The organism is Candidatus Weimeria sp. HCP3S3_B5 (assembly GCF_052064335.1).
Lineage (GTDB): Bacteria > Bacillota > Clostridia > Lachnospirales > Lachnospiraceae > Weimeria.
In genome coordinates, this window is record NZ_JBQHVU010000011.1 from 1 (window position 1) to 22,734 (window position 22,734).

A 22,734-nucleotide genomic window follows, 5' to 3' on the forward strand; every position below is an offset into this window, starting at 1 on the left:
AAAGTCCCTCACGAATGACTCCACCATCTAATGGAATCAGACTCGTGAGGGACTTTTTATACTCAAAAACCAGCTCAGAATGGGATTAGCCCATCTCTTTAATACGCTTACTTTTTTTGTAGAAAAGAAAGGAAAGATATGAATGAAAGCAACAAGGCATAATGGAAGAGCTGGTAAGCATGGAGCTTACAATCCTAAGCATAATGACCGTGAATTTGATGAAGAGAACAGTGAACATATTGATGCAGAGAGAACAAAATTCAATGTCTATTGGGACTGCTATCAGGGTTATAGTCTACCAAATGCTGAGAACGAAAGAGCAAAATTCACTTTCACAGAAGTAGAGAAAGCCTACTATGTTGAGCATTATTCAGAGCATGTGGACGGACAGAATGAAAGGAATCGAAAGGCAAGGCACTATGATAGAGTGAAAACAATTGACGGCATACTTACGAATACGAAAACGTGTCCGGAAGAAACGTTACTACAGCTTGGCAACATTGACGGAACAGTTTCCGCTGATGTGCTTGCTCAGATTAGCGCAGAATACTTTGAGGAATTTAATAAGCGATATGGTTCTCATGTTCATATACTGGACTGGGCTTTGCATCTTGATGAAGCTACTCCGCATATCCATGAAAGACACGTTTTTGACGCATTGAACCAGTATGGAGAATTATGTCCCCAACAAGATAAGGCATTGGAAGAATTGGGTTTTGAACTTCCGAAGCCGAATGAGAAAAAAGGAAAATACAACAATCGGAAGATGGTATTTGATGATGAGTGTAGAAAGCTGTTCATTAGTATTTGCCAAAAGCATGGATTAAATATTGATGTTGAACCGGTCTATGGTGGTGCAAGTTATTTGGAAAAGCAGGATTTTATCCTCATGAACCAACAGAAACGCATTGAGGAAAAGCAAGCCCTGTTAGACGGGCTTATGATGAAGATAGAGGACGTAAACGCAGTTGTTGAGGAAGCAGTTGACCTTGCCTATGAAAAGGCTTGTGAGGTTGTCACAGAGCGTGTGAAAGAGGAAACTGTGAAACATGATGTTGATGTAGTAAAAGATTACGGAGAATTGTTACAGAAGCAGCCGAAGGAGAAACTCAGCGACAGTTCTAAGTCGGTAGCTTCCAAAGTCGTAAATGCGATTGTTTTCCGACTGGAGAAAGCGTCTCAGGTTCTTCTTGGCAATATTATTTCTGCCCTGAATGAGCCGAAGAATAAGACTAAGGCAAAAGAGCAGATCAAGGAGCACGCAAGGGTATCTATTCAGGAAAAATTGAAAGCCATGCAGAAGCAAATTAGGGAAGATGAGCAGAAACGAGACGTGCCTATCAGAAAAAAGAATATGGAACTTTAAGGAGCATTTGTTATCCATGACTGGAGAGACAGATGCTTTTTTATTGTCCGGAAAGGATATTATGGGAGTATTTGATGAAGTAAAGGAACGAGTGACCGCAAGGGCGGTTATGGAGCGAGCCGGTATTGTTTTCAATCGGGGTAATATGTGCAAGTGTCCGTTTCATCAGGATAAGACAGCGAGCATGAAAGTAAAGCCGATGGATAAAAAATATTTTTGCTTTGGTTGCGGGGAAAAGGGAGATGCAATTGATTTTGTTGCTAAGTATTATAACCTTTCTCCCAAAGATGCAGCTATGCAGATTGCTGATGAATTTGGAATAGCTTATGACAGTTCGGTGCGGTCTCCACCAAAGCCGGTCAGGAGAGAAAAATCTCCAATGCAGATACTGGAAGAAGCTAAAACAAAGATATATCGTGTGTTATCTGATTATTTTCATTTGTTAAAAGAATGGGAGAGAGACTTCAAACCGAAAAGCATGGATGAAATTGATGCAAGGTATGAGGAAGCGGTGCAGAATCTGCCTAAGGTGGAATATCAGCTTGATACTTTGCTATGGGGATTAGAGGAAGAAAAAGAAATGCTGGTAAAAGATTTGGGAAAGGGGGTGGCAGATATTGAGCGAAGAGTTAATGAGCATAGCAGAAATCAGGGAACTATTGATCACAACAGACAAAGGAGCTGTGAAGCAGTGCATTAGGAATGTTGTTACAGTATTGCAGAATGATCCGAAGTTCAAGGGTGTTATTTGTTACAACATGATGACAGACCGGAACGACATTGTAAAAGATCTGGGGTGGTATCGGGAAAGCCCTGTGCTGACTGATTCTGACATAGACCATATCATGCTGTATCTTGAAGAGAATTACAGTCTGACAACGGAGAAAAAGATAAAATCGGCAATCAATGTGGTCTCTATGGAAAACAAGTATCACCCGATTCAGCAAAAACTCAATTCCTTAGTGTGGGACAAAAAAGAGCGAATCAAAGATGTGCTGTATCACTTTCTTGGAGCGGATAGGAATGTCTATACCTACGAAGCAATGAAAGTTCTTCTGTTGGGGGCAATTTCAAGAGTGTTTCGCCCAGGGACGAAGTTTGAGTATATGCTGATACTGGTGGGTGGTCAGGGAGCCGGAAAGTCCACATTTTTCAGGTTCCTTGCCATGAATGATTCATGGTTTACTGATGATCTGAAAAAACTTGATGATGAAAATGTGTTCCGTAAAATGCAAGGACATCTCATCATAGAACTGTCGGAAATGATAGCGACTGCCAGTGCTAGGAGCATTGAGGATATTAAGTCTTTTATCAGTAGGCAGAGTGATATTTATAAAGTACCTTATGAGACACAGCCAAAGGACAGACCGAGACAGTGTGTGTTTGGTGGTACTTCCAATGCTATGGATACACTTCCGCTTGATCGTACCGGTAACAGACGATTTATGCCGGTCATGGTCTATCCTGAGAGAGCAGAGTGCCATATTCTTGATAATGAAGCAAGTTCAAGGGAATATATCGAGCAGGTGTGGGCGGAAGCTATGGAGATATTCAGATCAGGAGAGTTCAGGCTGATGCTTGGCAAGGAATCAGCGGAATACCTGAAAGATTATCAGAAGCAGTTCATGCCGGAAGATGCTGATGCCGGAATGATTCTTGCCTTTCTTGATGATTTCAAAGGAGACAGGGTTTGTTCCAAACTGTTGTGGAAAGAAGCCCTTCACAGAGATTACGAACCTAAGAGGATTGAACTAAAGCAGATTTGTGATATTATGAACAATTCTGTGACCGACTGGGTTATGAGTGATGGAGCAATGCATTTCGGAGATTATGGCAAGCAACGAGGTTGGGTGCGTGTCGGTTCGTCTCAGGAGATCCCCGACAAAGCGGACAGCGATGGTTTTATGGAAATACCGAAACAGTTGGAATTGGAGATACCATTTAAGTAACAAAATTGATGAAGTTACCTTGTTGTTACTTATGTTGTTACCCAGTGGAAGCATTGATTTTACTGGGTTTTCTATGAAAGGTAACAAAAGTAACAAGAAAATAGAAAAATAAATAAAATACGGGTAGCAAGCATAGGTAGCGGTGATTTGAGAAGTCTTTTCGGTCATGTTACCTTTTTTGTTACCCTTTCCCTTGTAGGGGGAATTTGGGAAAGGAGAGGTGCGAATGCAAGGAGATAAAACAGTGGAAAACAAAGCAAATTATATAGATGGCGGTAATTTTAAGACGAAGATCGGCAATACTACTTACCTTGTCGGGGTGTTCTTCAACAATGCGAAAAAGGTAACAGTAGAGGACAGAATGAAGAATTTAATACGTCAGGAAGTGGTTGCTGGCAATTTCTAAGCCAGTCCATCATAAAACAATCATTTTTTTAGTGAATTATCATTCTCTGTATTGACAAAACGCTTCCGAAAGGGACAGTTTTGCCTGAGGTTGGCAATGCTCTTTTAAAGAACGGATATCGTATAAAAATCTTCAATACCATCAACTTTAAAAAGAGTATGCATTACAACCCATTCGCTTATGTGCATGATGAGAAGGACATCTTAAAGCTTGTAACAACGCTGATTGCCAACACCAAAGGCGAAGGTAAATCCAATGACGAATTTTGGGAAAAGGCAGAGAAACTATTATATTCGGCGCTTATCGGATACATCCATTATGAAGCACCGGAGGAAGAGCAGAACTTCTCAACTTTGCTTGAAATGATCAATGCGATGGAAGTCAGGGAAGATGACGAAGAGTTCAAAAACCCTGTAGATCTCATGTTTGACGAGCTTGCAGAACGTGACCCGGATCACTTTGCGGTACGCCAATATGCCAAATACAAGTTAAGTGCCGGCAAGACGGCTAAATCCATACTTGTGAGTTGCGGCGCAAGGCTTGCTCCCTTTGATATTAAGGAGCTTCGTGAGATTACGGCATACGATGAACTTGAGCTTGATACCCTGGGCGATAAGAAGACTGCATTATTTCTTATCATGTCGGATACGGATGCAACCTTCAATTTTCTGATCAGCATGGTTTACACGCAGCTTTTCAACCTACTTTGCGAAAAAGCAGATGATGTCTATGGCGGAAGGCTTCCGGTGCATGTAAGATGTCTTATTGATGAGGCAGCAAACATCGGCCAGATTCCGAATCTTGAGAAACTTATGGCTACCATCCGTAGCCGTGAGATATCTGCAGCACTTGTGTTGCAGGCAAAATCACAGCTTAAGGCGATTTACAAAGACAATGCAGATACCATCATTGGTAACTGCGACACCCAGATATTCCTGGGCGGCTCTGAACAAACGACTCTTAAGGACCTGAACACTATTCTTGGTAAAGAAACGATTGATATGTATAACACGGGCGAAACCAGGGGTACGAGTCAGAGCTACAACATGAATTACCAGAAGTTAGGTCATGATCTTATGAGTATCGACGAATTGGCGGTCATGGATGGCGGCAAGTGTATTGTCCAAGTCAGAGGCGTAAGACCTTTTCTTTCAGATAAGTATGACTTAACACAGCATCCGAAATATCCGCTGACAGCGGATGCGGACAAAAGGAACCGGTTTGATATCGAGAAGTTCCTTGATCACAACTTAATATTGAAACCCGATGACCAATATGAAGTCATCGAAATCAACGAAGACTAAGGCTTTCTCCTAAGAACGGGAGAGGGCCTTTTTCTTATGCGCGCATACCGTGAGTCAGTCGACGGGCTTACGGACAACAGTAACTAACAAACAATCATTTTAATTTACGGAGGATTTTTATTATGGCATTTTTTCAGAGCGCAGTAGGCGTACTTCAGACACTCGTTGTAGCACTTGGTGCAGGTCTCGGCATTTGGGGAGCAATCAACCTCATGGAAGGTTACGGCAATGACAACCCTGGAGCTAATGCCAAGGAGCAGGCTGAAGTTCAGACCGTTCCTATTCAATGTAAAGTTGCGCTCACCATAAAGGAGGCTGCAGAGTATTCCAATATCGGTATCAACAAGTTGGAGTGTCTGCTTCGCTCTCCGAGATGTCCTTTTGTCTTATATGTGGGTAAGAAGAAACTTGTTAAGAGAAAGGAATTTGAGAAGTTCATTTCTGACAACATTGAGATATAGCGCATCTCCGACAAACGTGATGATTCCGCGGTTTGTCGGCTATCAAAAAAATGAAATAACATTGCAATTGAGCCCCGGTTGGTGTATAATATAGCGTGCTAATTTGGGGCTCTTATAGCTTAGAAAGGAGCCTTAAATGGGAAAAGATCTCAAAGGAAAGGAGATTGGAGCAGGAATCGTTCAGCAACCTAACGGAACTTACTTCGCCAGATTTGTTGATAAGTTTGGGAAACGCAGAACGAAAAGATCCAAGAAACTTCAAGAGGTAAAACAGTGGCTTGCTGATGCTACATATATAGACCAACACAGTGACCTCGACCAGGCAACGGATATGCTCGTTGATGCCTGGTTCGATTATTGGATAGGGATAAAAAAGCAGACAGTGAGACCAAATACGGTCAGAAACTATTCGGAACGGTATGAGCGTAATATCAAGAGTGTTATAGGCAATAAACTCTTAACTGATGTGAAGCCCATTCACTGCCAGAAGATTTTTTCAGATATGGCTGATGAGGGCTATAAGACGACTACCATATACCAGACGCGGATTGCTCTTTATAATATGTTTGAGTTTGCCAGGGAGAATGATGTACTCATCGCAAACCCTTGCAAGAAGTCATTAAAGAGCGATATGGGAAAACCTTCAGATAAGAAAGAAGCCCTTACGATTGACGTTCAGAAGAAGTTCTTGGAAGCTGTGGTGGGTTACAGCTATGAGAATCAGTACCGCTTCGTATTACAGACCGGACTTCGTACAGGTGAGCTTATAGGACTTAGATGGAGCGACATCGACTTCGAAAATCGTACTATGAAGATCGAAAGGACGATGGAATATCGCTATAAGGTAGGTGAGTGGAGAGTTGGTCCACCTAAGAGCAAATCTGGCTACCGTACAATTCCTCTTACAGACGAAGCAATTCGTATTCTTGAAAACCAGAGATCAAAGAATAAGAGCTTAAAGCTCGTGCCGATTGAATGGAAAGACATAGTATTCCTTTGCAGAAAGGGAACTCCGGTCAAGAACAGCACTTATGACACAGGCTTGTTTAAGTATTGCGACCGTGTAGGCATTCCGAGATTTTCAATGCATGTCTTAAGACATACTTTTGCTACCAGATGCATTGAAGGTGGAATGAAACCTAAGACTCTGCAGAAGATTTTAGGTCATTCTAATATCGGTATTACCATGAATCTGTATGTTCATATTACAGAGGATGAAAAACATAGAGAAATTGACTTAGTGGCTGACGCTTTAAAAGTGGTATAAAACTTGATGCGAAATTCATCTCCGTGGTACTCGACGTGGTACTCGGTCAAAACCATGAATCGCGGAAAGCCAGTAAAATAAAGAAAAAATGAAGGAGATGAATTCATTATGAAATTAGAGATTGTAATCAAAAATACAGAAAAACAAACTTTTATTATTTAGAAGAAAGGATATAAAAATGAAACGTTTACCTAAATATACGCCTGCGGAAGTACGGAATGATCCATACGGATTTACTTACAAAGAAATGTCGGAAGTTATTGGCGAGAATGAAGCAAAAGCCTTATATGAAGAATTATATAAGCAATTACCACGCAAAAAAAATCTATCAATGTTGGTAAAAAATATTTGCAAAAGCAGTGATACTGAAAAGTATGTTTACGAACTGAAAGACAACAAATACATTGAAACGGTTTTTATCAAGCGGCGAGATGGTGGAACTGTTTGCGTGAGCACACAAGTCGGTTGTCCTGTTGGTTGTATTTTTTGTGAGTCCGGGCGAAATGGCTTTGTTCGTAATCTAACATCGTCAGAAATCGTACAACAGATTATATTGTTGCGTCGAAAAGTAAACCGTATCGTTTTTATGGGTATGGGAGAGCCTTTATTCAATTATGACAACTTGATAAAAGCAATCCATATTCTCCGAGATAGATATGGGCTCAACTTTCCAACCGACGGCATTACCATATCAACAGTTGGTCCGGTCGATCAATTAAAAAAATTGCGCGAGGAACATCTTAAAATTCAGTTGACAATATCTTTACACGCAGCAACACAATCTGCAAGAAATCGTATTATTCCTCACATGCGCATATATGCTATTGAAGATGTTGTTAAGCAAGCCTTATCCTATTCTGAAAGGCATAATCGCAAAATTGTCTTTGCGTATTTGCTTTTACCGGGTATAAATGACCGGCCCTCAGATGTAAGACAACTTGCAAAATGGTTTCGGGGCAAAAAAGTTATGATTAACGTGTTACAATACAACCCAACAAGCAATTCAAGAATTAAAGCACCACAGAAACGGGAAATAGTTGCATTCAAACATCAATTAGAGCAAGCAGGACTTGAAGTTACTATGAGAGTTTCTCATGGCAGAGAGATTAACGCGGCTTGTGGACAGTTAGCTAACACATATAATAAATTCAAAAAAAAATGATTAAAAGTGCCAGACGCATAGACGCAGAGCCGATAACGCATTAGGTCAAAAAACCTATGTGTTATCGGCTTTTTTATTTAATATTGCGCAAAAGCCGCTGTTCCCTATTATAGAATGGATTGCGGGTAGTGTATTAAAGTCGCCCTTTTTTAAGGATACGGCGGTATCGGGGAGGTATCGCCGTGTCCATTTTTATTTACTGTAACCCGCCTAATGCTTTGCGGTCAAAAAAAGCTATGCTCCGCAAGCGGGATATTCCGGCTATGAATGTGAACTGTCAATACATTTAGCTACTGCTTACATTTCCTTTGCGCCCGTCCGCGTCTTGCGGACGGGCGCATTTTGCTTTTTTCAACTTTTTTCTGAAAAGCGCACTCAAGAGCCATCTCCCGAACGGGTACGGAGCGAAAGGGGCAGAGAGGACAAGCCCTTAACTCCCGTCCTCTACTCCACGCGGGAAGGAGGTGAACTCTATGGAGCTATCTTCTTCCGACAAGGAAAGAATACAACATCAGTACGACGCATTAGCAAAGAAAACTTTGGTCGGCGAAGCGAAAAGCCACCGCCGCACTCTTGCGAAACGCGCAGCACGCGAAGTTACTTTTTCGGATTTGAGCGAAAGCGAACTCGCGCAGCTTTTCACAACGGACGAATACGAAAGCGATTATTTCCGTTTTCAAGTGTCCGGCTTTGATGTACTCGTCAAAAATGAACTGCTTGCCGAAGCCCTTAACGCTTTGCCCGAAAGGAAACGCGACATTATCCTTTTGTCCTACTTCTTGGATATGAGCGACGCGGAAATTGGCGAACTGCTGAATGTTGTACGCACGACGGTTTTCCGGCACAGGAAATCCGCGCTTGCGAAAATCAAACAGTATTTGGAGGGAAAAGCAGATGATGAATACCGTTAGGAAGTCTGAAAATCTGTTGCCGTTCCCTGTCATTTCCGCAGCGGCAAACGGCGACACAACCGCCATGTGCGCGATCTTGAAGCACTACGAGGGTTACATAGCGAAACTTTGTACCCGCACGCTGAAAGACGACGCGGGCAATACCTATTCCTATGTGGACGAGGAAATGCGTAACAGGCTGCAAGTGCGCCTTATTACCCGCACCCTTGCTTTTCATGTAGGATAATCTTTTAGCCCATGCGGGGAGCGTGTCCCCTTTCCACGCTTCCCGTTATGGGCTATTTGTCGTTCCGCAAAAGCATATCCGCTGTTGATGTGCTTTTGCAGGCCGACAAAGCCTATTGTTCTTTGACAAAGAAAGCGGCCTTTGGTGCGCAGCATAACAGGCAAACGGGTACATTCCGTCTGTACCGAGCCAGTCGGCGGGTACGCCATGACAGCTTTTCCCCATAGGGGAAAAGCCGAGCGAGAACTACCGCGCCGTAAAACAGGTTTAGCAGCTTGTGGGCGACGACATACAAGGCGGCACAATGATACTCCCGCGTTGAACACCCTCAAAGTATTGCGCGGCGCACCCATAAGCATGGGCCGGGGTGAAACTCCCGTGAGGTTGCAGCTAACAACCGCCCGTTTTTGCCTTTTGACGAATATAGTTTATCCATACAGGAAAAGGAGGTTTTTCTAATGGATAAAAAACAGACAATTACAACCGAACGCAAAATAGGGAAAATCACCTATCTTGTTCAAGCGTTGCCGAGTGAAAAGGCAACCGATACAATCCATAAAAAGATTGAGAAACTCATTGTAAAGGATTTGCAGAAAAAGCCCGGAAATCCGGGATTTTTAGCGTCCGAGTAGTGCATTAGGCGGCGGGATATGGTATAATGATAGCAACACATTATACCTGTTTATTCGGCTGTCGGAAAGGAGGACTAATGTTACAGTCGAATAAAATCACCGCCCTTTACTGCCGTTTAAGTCAAGAGGATATGCAAGCCGGAGAAAGCGGAAGCATACAGCACCAAAAAATGATACTTCAACGCTATGCGGACGAACACCATTTTTTGAACACAAAGTTTTTTGTGGACGACGGATTTTCCGGCGTGAGTTTTGAGCGCGAGGGGCTGCAAGCGATGTTGCAGGAAGTGGAAGCCGGACGAGTGGCGACGGTCATTACCAAAGACCTTTCCCGTCTTGGCAGAAACTATCTGAAAACGGGCGAACTCATAGAGATTGTATTTCCCGAAAACGGAGTACGCTATATCGCGATCAACGACGGAGTTGACACAGCGCGGGAGGATAACGAGTTTACCCCCTTGCGGAACTGGTTTAACGAGTTTTACGCCCGCGACACAAGCAAGAAAATCCGCGCAGTTAAACAGGCACAGGCGCAAAAAGGCGAGCGCGTCAACGGGGAATATCCATACGGCTATATCCCAGACCCGAACAACCGCCACCACCTTATACCCGACCCGGAAACCGCGCCGATTGTCAAACAGGTTTTCGCTATGTTTGTTAGCGGCGTGCGTATGTGCGAAATCCAAAAATGGCTTGCGGAAAACAAAGTCTTGACGATTGGAGCGTTGCGCTATCAGCGTACAGGACAGGCGCGGTATCAGCGGGCAATGATCGCCCCCTATACTTGGCCGGACAAAACGCTCTATGACATATTAGCAAGGCAGGAATATTTAGGGCATACCATAACCGCAAAAACTCACAAGGTATCCTACAAGTCGAAAAAGACCCGGAAGAACGAAGAAGAACAACGCTATTTCTTCCCAAACACCCATGAGCCGCTTGTTGACGAGGAAACCTTTGAACTTGCGCAAAAGCGGATTGCTACCCGCCACCGCCCGACAAAAGCAGCGGAGATTGATATTTTTTCCGGCTTGCTGTTTTGCGCTGGTTGCAGACATAAGATGTATTACCAACAGGGCGTAAATATCGAGCCGCGCAAGTTTTCCTATTCTTGCGGCGCATGGCGCAACAGGGCAAGGACAGGCAGCGAGTGTACCTCTCATTATATCCGCAAAAACGTACTTCTTGATTTAGTGCTGGAAGATATGCGGCGGGTTTTGCGGTATGTTAAGGAACACGAACAGGACTTTATCTGTAAAGCTACCGAGTACGGCGACATGGAAGCGAGAAAGGCATTAGCGCAGCAGCAAAAGGAACTTTTCAAAGCACAGGCGCGTATGACCGAACTTGACACGCTTTTCCGCAAGCTGTATGAGGACAACGCATTAGGCAGACTGACAGATGAACGGTTTGTGTTTCTAACTTCCGGCTATGAGGACGAAAAGAAATCCCTTGCCGCAAGGATAGACGAGTTACAACAGCAGATCGCAACCGTTACCGAGCGAAAAAGGGATATATCAAGGTTTATTCAGATTGTCGGGAAATACAGCGACATACAGGAATTGACCTATGAAAACGTCCATGAGTTTATCGACCGTATTTTGATACATGAATTAGACCGGGAAACCAACACCCGGAAAATCGAAATCCATTATAGCTTTGTCGGACAGGTTGATACCGAGCAGGAGCCGACGCAAGTTGTCAACCATGACCGCCGCAACATGGTAGATGTAAAAAGTATCGCTATCTAACCCCAGCAAAGTTCGCGCCGGAATAGCCGTCGTCGGTGTACCAGCGCAGGTTGGTAAAGCCATTCTGTTTTGCAAAGGTTTCGAGTATCCGTTTTTGGTTCGATATGGAATTACTCTCGCCTTGCAATTCGTCCTCATGGGACAATCGCGGATAAAGGGCGGTAATGAGGTTTTGGGTGGCTTGTCTTAACATAAAATCCTCCGTTTCCGACAGCCAGCCCCACTATTCCGTGGTTTCATTGTACCACGGAACAGGGGCGGCTGTACAGCGGTAAAAGTGATAAATCTGCTTCTTTACAGCTTGTCAAATCGCCTTTTTTTGTGTAGCAGCGGCTTCCGCTTCCAGTACCCTCGCCATCTTGTCGGCGGCGGTGCTGGTGGTGTCTTTCTTGAAAAAGCCGGACACGACAAGAACGGTATTCCCCATGCGGATTTCCGTCACGCAGTCGGGGCGGCGGGTGGTACGGTGGTCGTGCTGCTTGATATTCTCCATAGGCAATACTCCTTTCATTCAGCCAGCAGTTTCTTCATGGTTTCCATTTTCCGCTTTGCGGTTTCCTGCCGGAAGTTGACGCCAGTAAAGCGTATCGGGACGCACATGGACAGCAGTCGGTCATAAATCCGAGAATGGGCCGTGTCTGTCGGCTTTTTCAACTCGTCCAGCGGGCGGTTGGTGGTGGCGATCAGCGGCTTGTTGCTGCGGTATCGGGTATCAATCACATGGAATACCTGTTCCAGTCCATAGTCGGTGCCACGCTCCATGCCGAAGTCGTCAATGATAAGCAGCGGATAGCGGCAAAGGCGGGAAATATACTCATTCCGGCCTGTAAAGCCGGGAGAGAGGTCGCCCAGGATAACGGCGAAGTTCGTCATATATACGGGGACTTCTTTCTCCATGAGGGCGTTTGCGATACAGCCCGCAAGGTAGCTTTTCCCGTTGCCGACGTTCCCCCAGAACAGGCAGCCGATGTTTTCGGCCTGCATTTCTTCCCAATGCTCCGCATACTGCCGGGCAATCCCGGTCTGCGGGTTTCTGCCGTTGTCGTTCTCGAATGTCCATTGCTGCATGGCTGAGTCGGCAAAAGCCCTCTGTTTCAGATTTTCCACGGCTTCCACATGGCGGCGGTGTTCCTCGGCGGCCTGCCGCTGCTCACGGGCGGCTCTCTGGCAGTCGCACTCTGCCGGGTGGCGGTCACGGCCAAACAGCTCCTTACCCTCCGGGAAGTAGGCTTCTTTCGGCGTATGGCACTTTCCGCAGTAAAGCAGTCCGTCCTCGCCGATATAGTCCTCCATCTCCGGGGCGGCGGTTGTCATGTTCTCCAAAATATCTTTGATTTCACTTGTCATAAGCTTTCTCCCTCCATACAGGTATAGTCGGGGATGCCCTGTTTTACGGCTCCCTTTTTGTCATTGGCCGCCCATCTGTGCAAGGCGGCGGCATAATTCTGGTAGGCTTTCCCGCTGGCGGCAAGGTAATGGCTCATTTCCTCAATCAGCCGTTCCAGCCTGTCCGGGTATTCTGCCTGTAACTCGTCATATTCGTCCTTTGACAGAAAAATATTCTCATATCGGCCATAAGCTGTGGGCGGCTCCCCACTCGCTCTCATTGTTTGGTTCTCTATTAAGTTGTTTATATTAGTTTTGTTAGGGGTCGGTTTTCCGACCATCATAGGGTCGGTTTTCCGACCGTCATAAGGTCGCTTTTCCGACTGTATGAGGGTCGCTTTTCCGGCCATCAGTTGGTCGGAAAACCGTACCACTGGGACAGGCGGCACTTTCACATAAAGCCGATTGGGTGCGGAGAAGCCCCGCCGTTCCCGTTCTAAAAGCCCGGCTGCGTCCAGTTCTTTCAAGGCTCCCTTGATGGCGGTACAACCCTTGTCCAGCATTTCCGCTATCTCCGCAACGGGGTAGACAATGAATATCCTGCCCTCGCCGTCCTGCCAGCCGTTCTTCTGTGACAGGGTGGAGCGGTCTAATAAAAGCGCATACAGCAGCTTGGCGGTCTGTGAAATCTCCATTTTCAGCAGGAAACGGGGGTATGGAAGATAGGCGGGCAGCGTGGTGTCTGCCCTGATATAATCAGCGATAGTATCACCTCCCTCTGTGTTGTGTCGTTTTTGGGCTTTGTCACGCATTAGGACGGCATTTCCGGGGGGAAAGGATAAATGTATCGCATACCCTTTGACACCCACGAAAAAAGCCTTGATTTATGCGGGTTTGAAAGGCTCTAAAGCGTGACATTTCTGCCTTTGTTTCCGCTTTCTCTCGGCGGCTTTGCGTTTCTTCATGCACCCGGCGCAGCCGGGGCAGTATTTCCCCCGGTTGGATTTGGGGACAAAGGCCGCCCCGCAGACCGCGCAGCGTTTCCGGCTCCCCCGGTACAAGAGGGCTGCGGCCAGCTCCCCGTCAAGGGGCAGGACAGCCACACGGAACCAGCGGAACATGAGGGAATAGGAAATGCTCTGGACGCACACGCAAGGCTCCCCGTCGTCTAACAGCAGGCAGTTCCCCTCGTCGTAGTTACAGCACTCATGCACAAGGCGGCGGGCTGCCTGGTGCTGGCGGTAGTCCATGCGGGACGGCTTATCGTTCATGGCTCTGCTCCTTTCTGCGGTGCGGCTCTTCCCGGCGCAAAATCTGGTCGATGTTCCGCTTGACGGTCTGCAACTCCCTGAACCGCTGCTTCTGTTCGTGATAGGTGTTGTACAGGCCGTCTTTCTCGGAGATAAGCTGCTCGATCTCGGCCTGCAACGCTTTTCGGCCGGGCAGCTTGGTAAGCCCCTGTGCCTTGAAATACCGGGCGGCGGCTTCGGCTATGATAAAATCGCTCTCGTTTGCCTGGCGGTATGCGGCGCGGGCTTTCTCGGATTTCTGCGCTTTCAGCCCCTCGCGGATGGGCTTGGTCTTGGCATAGGCAAGTACCTGTTGCCGCAACTCCCTTTTCCCTTGCAGCTTCGTTTCCAGTGCTTTCAGTTCGCCGCTGATCTGGCGCATTTCCTGATAGGCGGTAGCAACGGCGGCTTCAAGCTGTTCCGGGGAAGAAAAGCCGTACTGTTGGTAGATGGTCAGGGTCTTGGCGGCCTGTTTCAGATTGTGTATCTTCGCCCATCGTTCATAGCCTTTGCCCTTGCCCTCGGCCATCTTCTGCTCAATGTCCACAAGCCGCTGCACACTGTCCTGTCTGGGGTCGATTTTCCCTGTCTTTTCGCCCTGTAAGCGGCCTTTCCCGGCGTGTAGGTATTCGGGGATGGCTGCGGTCTGTTCGGCGGCTCTGGCGGCTTGGTGCTGCGGGGTGTAGCGAACCGTTACGCCCCTCTGGGCGTTCTGCTCCAAAACGGCAAGGACGGCGGTGCGGTCAAAGTCGCCGCCCAGCTTCCGGGCGGTGATAGGCTTCGTCCTGTCTGGCGTGAGGTAGGACAGCCGCCCCCGGCTCTCCTTGACGGTCACACCCTCCCGCAACAGCAGAGAGGAAAACTCGTCAAAGCTGGCAGCGGTGGCAAGGGCTTTCCGTAGGGTCTGCCGCAGCTTCTCCTTGTTCGTTTCAAACTTGGTCTGCCGGGGCGTGATACCGCCTGCAATCATGGGGGCGTTCTGCTTGTCCAGTGCGGCCTGTCCCTTTTTCTGCGCCCAATATTCCCGGTCTGTGACACGGTTCTTGCTGCCGTTCAAGAGGTCGATTTGGTAAAGTCCTTCCCGGTGGCACATCTCCATGACCTCGGACTTGAAGTAGCGTAGGGCTGCGTCGGTGCAGCGGTGCTTGCACCCGGCTTTCGTGTCCGCTGGCCTGTCCATGTAGGGCAGGAACGGCACTTCCTCTATCCGCAGGCTGTTAATGACGATATGCACATGGATGTTGCCGCTGTGGTTATGCCCGTCCGGGTGGGTGCAGACAAGGGCCTGATGGCCGGGGAAATGCTCTTTACAGAATTGCTCCCCCAACGCCTGCGCCCGGTCTACGGTCAGGCCGTTGTCCGGCCCGTCCCGTGGGTCAAAGCTGATGATATAGTGGTGGCTTTTCACATCCTCCCGCCGCTGATTTTTCTCATAGCGGAGATTGGAGCGCATACACGCAACGGCAAAATCCTCGCCGCCGCAGTTCAGCGTGGACAAGCGATCATCCTCACGGGGGATAAGCCTGCCGTTTTCATCAAGGACGGGCTTCATAGTAAATTCGTCATGCTCAAAGAGCAGGTATTGTTCGGCGGCTCCGTAGTCGGCGTTCTTAGAGCCTAAATGCTTGAGTGTTGCCAACGGCGTCACCTACTTTCTTTAGGACTTCATACTTGAGGGCGGCAAGGTCGGCGGCCGCTTCCCGCAATTCCTTTGCCATAGCCGGGTAGGGGCTATGCCACTCGTTGAGGGTGCGGGCAATCTGGTTGAGATTGCCGCCAATCCTGCCGTACTCGGCTGTGAGCTTCCCGACAGCGGAGAGCAGCTCGTCATTGACTGACGACACATGGAGTACGGGGCGTATGGTAGTGCGCCGGATGGCCTGCCGGAGAAATTCGGACTGACTGATACCATAGGGCGCAAGCCGTTCTGTGAAGTCGGCGTATTCTTCATCGGTCAGCCGGGTTTTCACAACATGGCTGCGGTGGGGGGTGTTGTATCGCTTCGGCATGGGCTGTAAACCTCCTTTCACTTATCACAAAAAATGGGCTGGTCTGTTAGCTATTTTCGGGGCATTTCCTGTCTGCCGGACAGAAATATTTTTGCGGCGTAAGCCGCATAGCAGGGTTTGGGGAAGGCACTCCCCAACAAGTTTCCCGCGAGGGGCAAAACCGCAGAATTGCGGATTTTGGAACCGTGGTAGAAACTTGCTCTAAGTAAGCCGTAGATTTCCCCTTGCACTTACTACTCGTATAGCTGCCGCCTGTTTTGGCCGGATTTCTGCAAAAATCTTACGGCGTGGGGCGATTTTTACCCGCAGTTCTTTCTTTCCGCTAAAGATACATTTCAAAGGCCGCCAGCTACCCGCTTGCCGGGAATTTTCTCAAATTTTCCTTTGCCTTAGAAATACAGAAAATGCAGATTTGGCTACCGCCGCAGAAAATTTTTTGTTTCCGGCTTCACCTACCTACTACGGATGACTTTGCGATTTTGCCAAACGGATAAAGAAAAAAGCAGCAAATCTTTTTCAGACTTACTGCTTTCGCTGGCCGCCGATGGGCGGTGGATATTCAGTTTTGAAAGTTCAGGTCAGGTTGGCCCGATGATGGATAGCACAATAAATTCCTGTTTTCCCTTTAAGGCATTGTGCATTTTTTCTATTTCTCTTGATGATTATTTTTTTCATAATCAATCAATGTACCTATAACAATTCCAATCAACATTCCGATACCTGCACAAATAGAAATAGCAAAAAGATTTTGCAAAAACGCCCATGCCAACACACCTATGCAACCACCGACAATAAATCCTGTTAATAAGCCAATAGTTAAGTATTTATTACTTTTCATATTGCTATATCTCCCCTAAAAGTATATTTGTCGTTGGTTCTATTATACTATGACCTGCTTCCTTTAGGAATAGATGAATTGTAAACTGGCTGGAGTGAAACCGCTAATGACAGCCAGTGTTTGTTCTTTGTTTATCGGTCAAAGCGAAATTTGAACAGGGCGGCAATGAGCTGTTGCTTTATATGTTCCTCAACTTCGGCGTTGACTTTCCCGTGTACTTTGGAACAGTAGCGGATATATCCGGCATAGTGGGAAAGAATGGTGTCGATTGCGTCCGGGTCGCCCTCATGGGCTTTGACGATTGTTTCATAGGGGAGAAGTTTACTCATAGTCATTTCCCTCCATGAGCCGCCTTAACCGCTGCAAGGCAAGCCGGATATGCCGCCCCGCTGTGCTGCGTGTCCGGCCAATATGTACGCCGATCACTCGCTGCGGCTGGCGCAGGAAATAGTAACGAAAAATTTCTTCCTGCGTCTGCTCCGGCAAAAGGGCAAGGGCGGCGGCAAGCTCCGCATGATACAGAACGGCGGTCTGGCCGCAGGCGGTAAAAAGATATTCTTCAAGCTACTCCGGCTCGGCAAGCTGGACAAACTTTTCACTCATCAGATAATCAAGGGAAACTTCCCGTTCCCACCTCCGGCGCAGCTTCAAGATTTTATCTATGGCTGCGTGACGAATGACTACCTTGCAAAAGGCATTGAATGTGTACTGGATATGCACCTTGTAGGCTTCATCTTCGGTCATGGAAATTCCCCCTCTCTGAATAATAGTGCGGGGCGGCAGTACTCCTTGCTGTCGCCCCTTGATTGCCTACCAGCAAAGACGGGCGGGGCTGTCAACGACGGCGCGAAGCGGCGTTCATTTTATCGTTGACTGGCTCGGCTGGGTTTGCTATTTACCCGACAAACTTGAATTTATTTTAAGCTATCACGTTTTACCTTCTTAAGCCTTACTATCATTACCATAGGAATTTCTTTGTTGGTTTTAAAACATTCTTCATAAAATCCATCAATGACAAATCCAGCTCTAAAACAAAGGTTAAAAATATCTTGTATGGAACGATGATAATAAATCTGCTCTTTCGGTTGCCCTTCAATCGCTATATCATAGTAACTGTGCGGTGTCATATATTTTTCAGTCAACGTGACAAAACAAGGGTGTTGCGTTGCAAAGACAAAAATTCCGCTTTCCTGCAACAGTTCATAAACAGCCATAAGAAGTGGTTCAATATCCGTAATATCCATAATTGCCATATTAGAAACTGCTTTCGTAAAGGCTCGATTTCTTTTTAATTCTAATATACTTTTTCTATCGGTCGCATCCGCCACACAAAATTCAATTTGTTTTGCATATTGTGATTGCCGTCTTTTAGCCAATTCTATCATTTTTTTGCTGTAATCAAAAGCGACAACCGAAGCGCCTCTTTGTGCAAGATACGAAGAATAATTTCCATTGCCACACGCAATATCCAAAATGTAATCCGCAGGATTAGGAGATAGAAGTTCCGTTACTTTGGGACGCACTACCTCTCTGTGAAATTCATTAGATTCGTCACCCATTGCATTATCCCAAAATTGTGCGTTCTCCTCCCAGATTTTTTTACTTTCCTCTGTTCCCATGTTCTCTCCCACTCCCCAAATTTGCTTTTTTGCTTCCATTAAATCTTCCTTACTATATTCCATTGTTACCCTCCATAACTTCTGATTGTTGCCGTCTTGACGATTATGTATCTTTACATTACCTTCTGAAACATATGGCGCACCTTGTCCAGGCGGCTGTTTGGACGGCGGGGCTGGATGACTGGCTTGCCGACAGCGGCCTGATACCCTTTCAGTTCTGTAAGGCATACGCTCTGCCCGTTGGTGTAAAAGGCCAGATCAGTACGGTATGCCTGTATACAGCGGGCGGGAATCTCGCCAGTAAAGACAACTTCATCCTTTTTTTCCTGGACCGTTTCGATGGTGGCACAGTATTTCGGTGCATCATGATAAGCCCTGGAAAGATATTCCCGGGGCGCATAGAGGGTGAAGGAGAGATAAGGTTCCAGCAGTTGCGTCCCTGATTCCTTCAATGCCTGTTCCAATACAATCGGGGCCAATGAGCGGAAGTCCGCCGGCGTGCTGACCGGACTGTAATAAAGCCCGTATTCAAAGCAAATCTTACAGTCCGTTACGTTCCAGCCGAACAAGCCCTGCTCCAGCCCGTAACGGATACCATCCCTGACAGCGTTTTGAAAACTCTGGTTCAAGTATCCCAGCGAAACCCGGCTCTCGTATTGTACACCGGAGCCAAGCGGGAGTGGTGTAACAGACAGTCCGATGGATGCCCAAAACGGGTTGGGCGGCACCTCGATATGGATGGTGTGGCTGGCTGCTTTGAGCGGCCGCTCCATATAAATGACGGTGGGTTCCTTTACCACTGTTTCAAGCTTGTATTTTTCCGACAGCAAAGCGGAAACAACCTCCAACTGCACCCGGCCCAAAAAAGAAAGAATGATCTCATGGGTGATGGAATCCACCTCGCAGCGCAAAAGCGGGTCAGTATCCGCAAGTTGCGTAAGAGCGTCCAGCAGCCGTTCTCTTTGCGCTGCCGTTTTCGGCGCAATCGACGTCCGCAGCATGGGGAGGGGGTCCTCACGCCACCTTTTACGAGGGAGCCGGGTTGGGTCCCCTAATACATCGTTTAACCTCACGCTGTCGCTGGGAAGGATAACAATTTCACCCGGATAAGCGGTGTCTGTCCGAACAATTTCCCCTTTGGATGGAATACGCATCTCTGTGATTTTCAGCTTTTCTCTCCCGGCCAGGGCCACCGTATCCCGCAGGCGCAGCGTTCCGCTGTATAGCCGTAGATAGACACGCCGCTGGCCGCAATCTGTATACTCCACCTTGAAAACGCTGCCGCATAGGGCGGCGCTCCCCTGTTCCCCAATCGGTTGGAACAGCCCTGTCACCGCATCCATCAACGGTTGAATGCCAAGGCCCTTTTTGGCGCTGCCATAATAGACCGGGAACAGGGAGGCGTCTTGAACCCGCCGCTGTTCCTCCCGCACAAGTTTTTCCCGGCTGATTGGTTCTCCTGCGATATACTTTTCCAATAATTTATCGTTATTTTCGATGACCGCATCCCATGCTTCTATGTCGGTATTTTCCTCCAGGACTATTTCCGGGGACAGCGACACCGTCTGCTTGATGATAATATCGGCGGAGAGCTTATCCCGAACAGACTGAACCACGCTCTGCAAATCAACGCCAGCCTGGTCGATCTTGTTGATAAAGATAACGGTGGGAATGTTCATTTTCCGCAGGGCATGGAACAGAATACGGGTCTGGGCCTGCACGCCATCTTTAGCGGAGATCACCAAGATGGCCCCATCTAAAACAGCCAAAGAGCGGTACACCTCCGCCAAAAAATCCATGTGGCCGGGCGTATCCACAATGTTGACTTTACATCTGTGCCACTGGAAGGAAGTGACTGCCGCTTGAATGGTAATCCCACGCTGCCGCTCCAAAAACATGGTGTCCGTCCTCGTTGTCCCTTTTTCGACGCTCCCCGGTTCTGAAATGGCTCCGCTGGCATATAGCAGACTTTCCGTCAATGTTGTTTTTCCTGCGTCTACGTGGGCAAGAATGCCAATATTGATTATTTTCATGTGATTGTCCTCCTTTTACAGCCCGAAAGGGCACAAAAATCCCCAGCAGTAAAATACTTTTACCACTGGGGATTATAATTTGCGGACATACACATATACAGCATACACCTATTTGTGACTGCTGTTTTTTTGGATATGTCAAAATTGATAAGGCAAAAGTATTCTTAAATTGGGTACAAAAAATCAAGCCCCCACAAAAGGAACTATCATAATCCTTTGTTCCCACTATTTGATTATAGTTTTATTTAAGAATACCTTGCCGCATATTTTTTACTCCTTTTCTGGATTAAATCATTGTATCACATCAGTTTTAGGAAAGCAAGTACCTAAAAGAAATTTTTCTTCCCCTTATATGTAACAATCATACCGGCTTCCTAGCGTTCAGAATGTTTTCTGCTGTCTGCTGTGGTGTTTGGTTGGAATTGTCCAACCAAAAGCCGATCCGTGGTGTTGTCTGCATTTTACTAAATACAAATTCAATGTATACAGAAAGATATAAGGAGTGGGAGGGATTCCGCCGTAGTTGGCATTGTAGGAAAATCCAAAAGTTTAGATTTTCCCACAATGCTTATCTTTTGGTCTTTGGTTCGGAATAGTGTAGTGCTGGCGGTCTATCTCTTGTTTTCGGTTGCTTGCTTCCTTACCGTACATGAGCATTCTCTCCGGGGATCTCTTCAACAATTTTCTTCAGCGAATGGTTCAATCACTTCTTTTACTTTTCAAAGTTCCACCTGCATTCCCTCAGTATTCCGGTCTCTCCAGAATCTCATTCCCTATCGAATACTCATCTTTCTTAGCTGAATATGTGACCTCCTCTTCATAATACCAAGGATCATCATCGTGTGCAGGATTTTTTATCACATGAAATTCCTGTGCCGGCATATACCCCTGTGCCAGCAGAAACGCTGCCTTTCCATCAGAATCCCGGCAGGTGTCTACTACCATCACTACATGTCCCGGACTCCCTGCACGAAGAAATACATCCCCTATACGCAGATCTTTCAGATCTATCTTATTACACTCTGTCTCCATCGATGCTGTTCCGGCATACATGAATACGGTATGCAGATACTTGATAAAGGTCTCATCAGAGTCATCTGCCGCAGCTGTCTTTACCCATGAGACATTATTACCCTTTGCAGAGACTCTGTATCCCTGCTTCCACTTTGAATACGAAGCCAGGAATCCGTTCGTAAAGTGAAAGGCTATCCTGTCATCCTCTCCTTTGCTCCGATAATACTCTGCATAAATACGCATTATGGAATCTGCACATTGCTGCAGGTCAACATTTTCTATCGGAAGAGCAAATACAGCGGCATGGCCGTTCTGCCCTGACTTCTCTGAACCGTCATACAGAAGGACCGGGCTGCCATCCGGCTTCATCGCATAATTGCGCAGGAATTCGCCGAGACTTCCATTTTCCTCATCAGTCCGGGTATATCCCTCTGGCACATTGATCCTGGTCTCAAGAGTATTGCCATCTGGATTTATATACTGATATTTTTCTTCTTCATCAGATACAGAGCTGGAAGATATATCATCTGTCTCCACCGATGTACTGCTCTTCACTGTCGATTGTGTCTGTTCAGAAATACCACAGGAACATAGCAGCAAGGCAATGATGGCTGACAGAACTATCATTTTCAGGAATCGGGCAATCGGCTTTTCAGATATCATTTTTCTTTTTTCCTCTTCATATTGCGGGGGTGCGGACATTTTTACTTGACAGTTAACAAGCTGTTCTTCCAAAAAATAATCGTTGTCTTTTTTATGAATTTTTCCGTCTAATAGATTGACTGTGCAACGCAAATCACATATAATATAAGTGCAATAGCAAGGAAAGGAGTTGACATTCATGGCTACCACAACTAATTTCAGTGTCCGTATGGACCGCGACATTAAGAAAAAGTGCGAAGCAATGTATGGTGAATTAGGTATCAACCTTACTACCGCTATCAATGTGTTTCTTCGCCAGTCGCTCCGTGTCGGCGGTTTTCCTTTTGATGTTCGTCTGGAGCAGCCGAACAAGGAAACGATGGCAGCAATGCTGGAAGCAGAACACATTGCCCGTGATCCGTCTGTAAAACGCTACTCTGATATAGAGGAAGCATTGAAAGCCTTGAAAGAATGAGTAAACATTTAGACATTGTTTGGACAAATCAATTTAAACGCTTAAGGCAGGCTG

The 22,734-nt window shown here is 46.7% G+C and carries 23 protein-coding genes and 4 pseudogenes; 15 read left to right on the plus strand and 12 right to left on the minus strand.

Features of this window, described 5'->3' with window-relative positions; all coding sequences use genetic code 11:
* The first annotated feature begins 142 nt into the window (after positions 1-142).
* The 13 genes and pseudogenes from ACTNCK_RS06545 to ACTNCK_RS06605 all read left to right on the plus strand — a co-directional run bounded on the left by ACTNCK_RS06545 (position 143) and on the right by ACTNCK_RS06605 (position 11,435).
* A complete protein-coding gene (locus ACTNCK_RS06545; RefSeq protein WP_441081717.1) occupies positions 143-1,366 on the plus strand; it encodes a serine/arginine repetitive matrix protein 2 in 1,224 nt (407 codons plus the stop codon).
* A 16-nt stretch (positions 1,367-1,382) separates the two neighbouring features.
* A complete protein-coding gene (locus ACTNCK_RS06550) occupies positions 1,383-2,066 on the plus strand; it encodes a CHC2 zinc finger domain-containing protein (RefSeq protein ID WP_441081718.1) in 684 nt (227 codons plus the stop codon).
* Positions 1,999-3,315 carry a VapE domain-containing protein gene (locus ACTNCK_RS06555; protein WP_441081719.1) on the plus strand — a complete coding sequence of 439 codons (1,317 nt, stop codon included), beginning with the start codon at positions 1,999-2,001 and terminating at the stop codon, positions 3,313-3,315. Before ACTNCK_RS06550 ends, ACTNCK_RS06555 begins: the two co-directional genes overlap by 68 nt.
* Before the next feature lie 226 nt (positions 3,316-3,541).
* Entirely contained in the window at positions 3,542-3,721 is a 180-nt protein-coding gene (locus tag ACTNCK_RS06560) for a transposon-encoded TnpW family protein (protein WP_441081720.1), read from the plus strand.
* A 59-nt stretch (positions 3,722-3,780) separates the two neighbouring features.
* A pseudogene (locus ACTNCK_RS06565) lies at positions 3,781-5,025 on the plus strand (VirD4-like conjugal transfer protein, CD1115 family); the annotation flags it as partial.
* 122 nt (positions 5,026-5,147) lie between these two features.
* Positions 5,148-5,279: pseudogene (locus ACTNCK_RS06570) on the plus strand (Maff2 family mobile element protein); the annotation flags it as partial.
* A gap of 27 nt (positions 5,280-5,306) precedes the next feature.
* Positions 5,307-5,486 (plus strand): annotated as a pseudogene (locus ACTNCK_RS06575) (excisionase); the annotation flags it as partial.
* A gap of 136 nt (positions 5,487-5,622) precedes the next feature.
* Positions 5,623-6,753: a tyrosine-type recombinase/integrase gene (locus tag ACTNCK_RS06580; RefSeq protein WP_347072130.1), complete on the plus strand. Its 1,131-nt coding sequence runs from the start codon at positions 5,623-5,625 to the stop codon at positions 6,751-6,753.
* A 178-nt stretch (positions 6,754-6,931) separates the two neighbouring features.
* Positions 6,932-7,915, plus strand: a complete 984-nt coding sequence (gene rlmN, locus ACTNCK_RS06585) for a 23S rRNA (adenine(2503)-C(2))-methyltransferase RlmN (RefSeq protein ID WP_002584956.1) — start codon at positions 6,932-6,934, stop codon at positions 7,913-7,915.
* A gap of 473 nt (positions 7,916-8,388) precedes the next feature.
* A complete protein-coding gene (locus tag ACTNCK_RS06590) occupies positions 8,389-8,826 on the plus strand; it encodes a sigma-70 family RNA polymerase sigma factor (RefSeq protein ID WP_002604474.1) in 438 nt (145 codons plus the stop codon).
* Positions 8,810-9,052: a helix-turn-helix domain-containing protein gene (locus ACTNCK_RS06595; protein WP_002604473.1), complete on the plus strand. Its 243-nt coding sequence runs from the start codon at positions 8,810-8,812 to the stop codon at positions 9,050-9,052. Before ACTNCK_RS06590 ends, ACTNCK_RS06595 begins: the two co-directional genes overlap by 17 nt.
* A gap of 458 nt (positions 9,053-9,510) precedes the next feature.
* Positions 9,511-9,684, plus strand: a complete 174-nt coding sequence (locus ACTNCK_RS06600) for a transposon-encoded TnpW family protein (RefSeq protein ID WP_002604472.1) — start codon at positions 9,511-9,513, stop codon at positions 9,682-9,684.
* 77 nt (positions 9,685-9,761) lie between these two features.
* Complete coding sequence (locus ACTNCK_RS06605) at positions 9,762-11,435, plus strand: recombinase family protein (RefSeq protein ID WP_002604471.1); 1,674 nt, start codon at positions 9,762-9,764, stop codon at positions 11,433-11,435.
* A 7-nt stretch (positions 11,436-11,442) separates the two neighbouring features.
* Here ACTNCK_RS06605 and ACTNCK_RS06610 read toward each other — a convergent pair.
* The 9 genes and pseudogenes from ACTNCK_RS06610 to ACTNCK_RS06650 form a co-directional block, all read right to left on the minus strand.
* A pseudogene (locus tag ACTNCK_RS06610) lies at positions 11,443-11,628 on the minus strand (recombinase family protein); the annotation flags it as partial.
* A gap of 111 nt (positions 11,629-11,739) precedes the next feature.
* Entirely contained in the window at positions 11,740-11,928 is a 189-nt protein-coding gene (locus ACTNCK_RS06615; RefSeq protein ID WP_000427739.1) for a transposon-encoded TnpW family protein, read from the minus strand.
* A gap of 14 nt (positions 11,929-11,942) precedes the next feature.
* Complete coding sequence (locus tag ACTNCK_RS06620; protein ID WP_441081721.1) at positions 11,943-12,782, minus strand: ATP-binding protein; 840 nt, start codon at positions 12,780-12,782, stop codon at positions 11,943-11,945.
* Positions 12,779-13,513 (minus strand): replication initiator protein A, encoded by a 735-nt coding sequence (locus tag ACTNCK_RS06625; protein WP_432765087.1) that lies wholly within the window; start codon positions 13,511-13,513, stop codon positions 12,779-12,781. Before ACTNCK_RS06625 ends, ACTNCK_RS06620 begins: the two co-directional genes overlap by 4 nt.
* A 132-nt stretch (positions 13,514-13,645) precedes the next feature.
* On the minus strand, positions 13,646-14,032 hold the full coding sequence (locus ACTNCK_RS06630) for a cysteine-rich VLP domain-containing protein (protein ID WP_441081722.1): 387 nt from the start codon (positions 14,030-14,032) through the stop codon (positions 13,646-13,648).
* Positions 14,022-15,689, minus strand: coding sequence for a relaxase/mobilization nuclease domain-containing protein (locus ACTNCK_RS06635; protein ID WP_441081723.1), 1,668 nt, complete (start codon positions 15,687-15,689; stop codon positions 14,022-14,024). The genes ACTNCK_RS06630 and ACTNCK_RS06635 overlap by 11 nt, the downstream gene beginning before the upstream one ends.
* Positions 15,661-16,059 carry a plasmid mobilization protein gene (locus tag ACTNCK_RS06640; protein WP_001126628.1) on the minus strand — a complete coding sequence of 133 codons (399 nt, stop codon included), beginning with the start codon at positions 16,057-16,059 and terminating at the stop codon, positions 15,661-15,663. The genes ACTNCK_RS06635 and ACTNCK_RS06640 overlap by 29 nt, the downstream gene beginning before the upstream one ends.
* Before the next feature lie 646 nt (positions 16,060-16,705).
* Positions 16,706-16,897 (minus strand): hypothetical protein, encoded by a 192-nt coding sequence (locus ACTNCK_RS06645; protein ID WP_000841357.1) that lies wholly within the window; start codon positions 16,895-16,897, stop codon positions 16,706-16,708.
* A gap of 131 nt (positions 16,898-17,028) precedes the next feature.
* Positions 17,029-17,226, minus strand: a complete 198-nt coding sequence (locus ACTNCK_RS06650) for a helix-turn-helix domain-containing protein (RefSeq protein ID WP_001909500.1) — start codon at positions 17,224-17,226, stop codon at positions 17,029-17,031.
* A gap of 82 nt (positions 17,227-17,308) precedes the next feature.
* Between ACTNCK_RS06650 and ACTNCK_RS06655 the strand changes: the two genes are divergently transcribed.
* Positions 17,309-17,770 carry a hypothetical protein gene (locus tag ACTNCK_RS06655; protein ID WP_021659603.1) on the plus strand — a complete coding sequence of 154 codons (462 nt, stop codon included), beginning with the start codon at positions 17,309-17,311 and terminating at the stop codon, positions 17,768-17,770.
* 41 nt (positions 17,771-17,811) lie between these two features.
* Here the strand turns inward: ACTNCK_RS06655 and ACTNCK_RS06660 are convergent, their stop codons facing one another.
* The 3 genes from ACTNCK_RS06660 to ACTNCK_RS06670 form a co-directional block, all read right to left on the minus strand.
* Complete coding sequence (locus ACTNCK_RS06660; RefSeq protein WP_002586626.1) at positions 17,812-18,579, minus strand: class I SAM-dependent methyltransferase; 768 nt, start codon at positions 18,577-18,579, stop codon at positions 17,812-17,814.
* 50 nt (positions 18,580-18,629) lie between these two features.
* Positions 18,630-20,549 carry a tetracycline resistance ribosomal protection protein Tet(W) gene (gene tet(W), locus ACTNCK_RS06665; RefSeq protein WP_441079679.1) on the minus strand — a complete coding sequence of 640 codons (1,920 nt, stop codon included), beginning with the start codon at positions 20,547-20,549 and terminating at the stop codon, positions 18,630-18,632.
* Positions 20,550-21,290: 741 nt separating this feature from the next.
* Positions 21,291-22,226 carry a DUF4846 domain-containing protein gene (locus tag ACTNCK_RS06670; RefSeq protein WP_441081724.1) on the minus strand — a complete coding sequence of 312 codons (936 nt, stop codon included), beginning with the start codon at positions 22,224-22,226 and terminating at the stop codon, positions 21,291-21,293.
* 178 nt (positions 22,227-22,404) lie between these two features.
* Between ACTNCK_RS06670 and ACTNCK_RS06675 the strand changes: the two genes are divergently transcribed.
* On the plus strand, positions 22,405-22,680 hold the full coding sequence (locus ACTNCK_RS06675) for a type II toxin-antitoxin system RelB/DinJ family antitoxin (protein WP_441081725.1): 276 nt from the start codon (positions 22,405-22,407) through the stop codon (positions 22,678-22,680).
* The last annotated feature ends 54 nt before the right edge of the window (positions 22,681-22,734 follow it).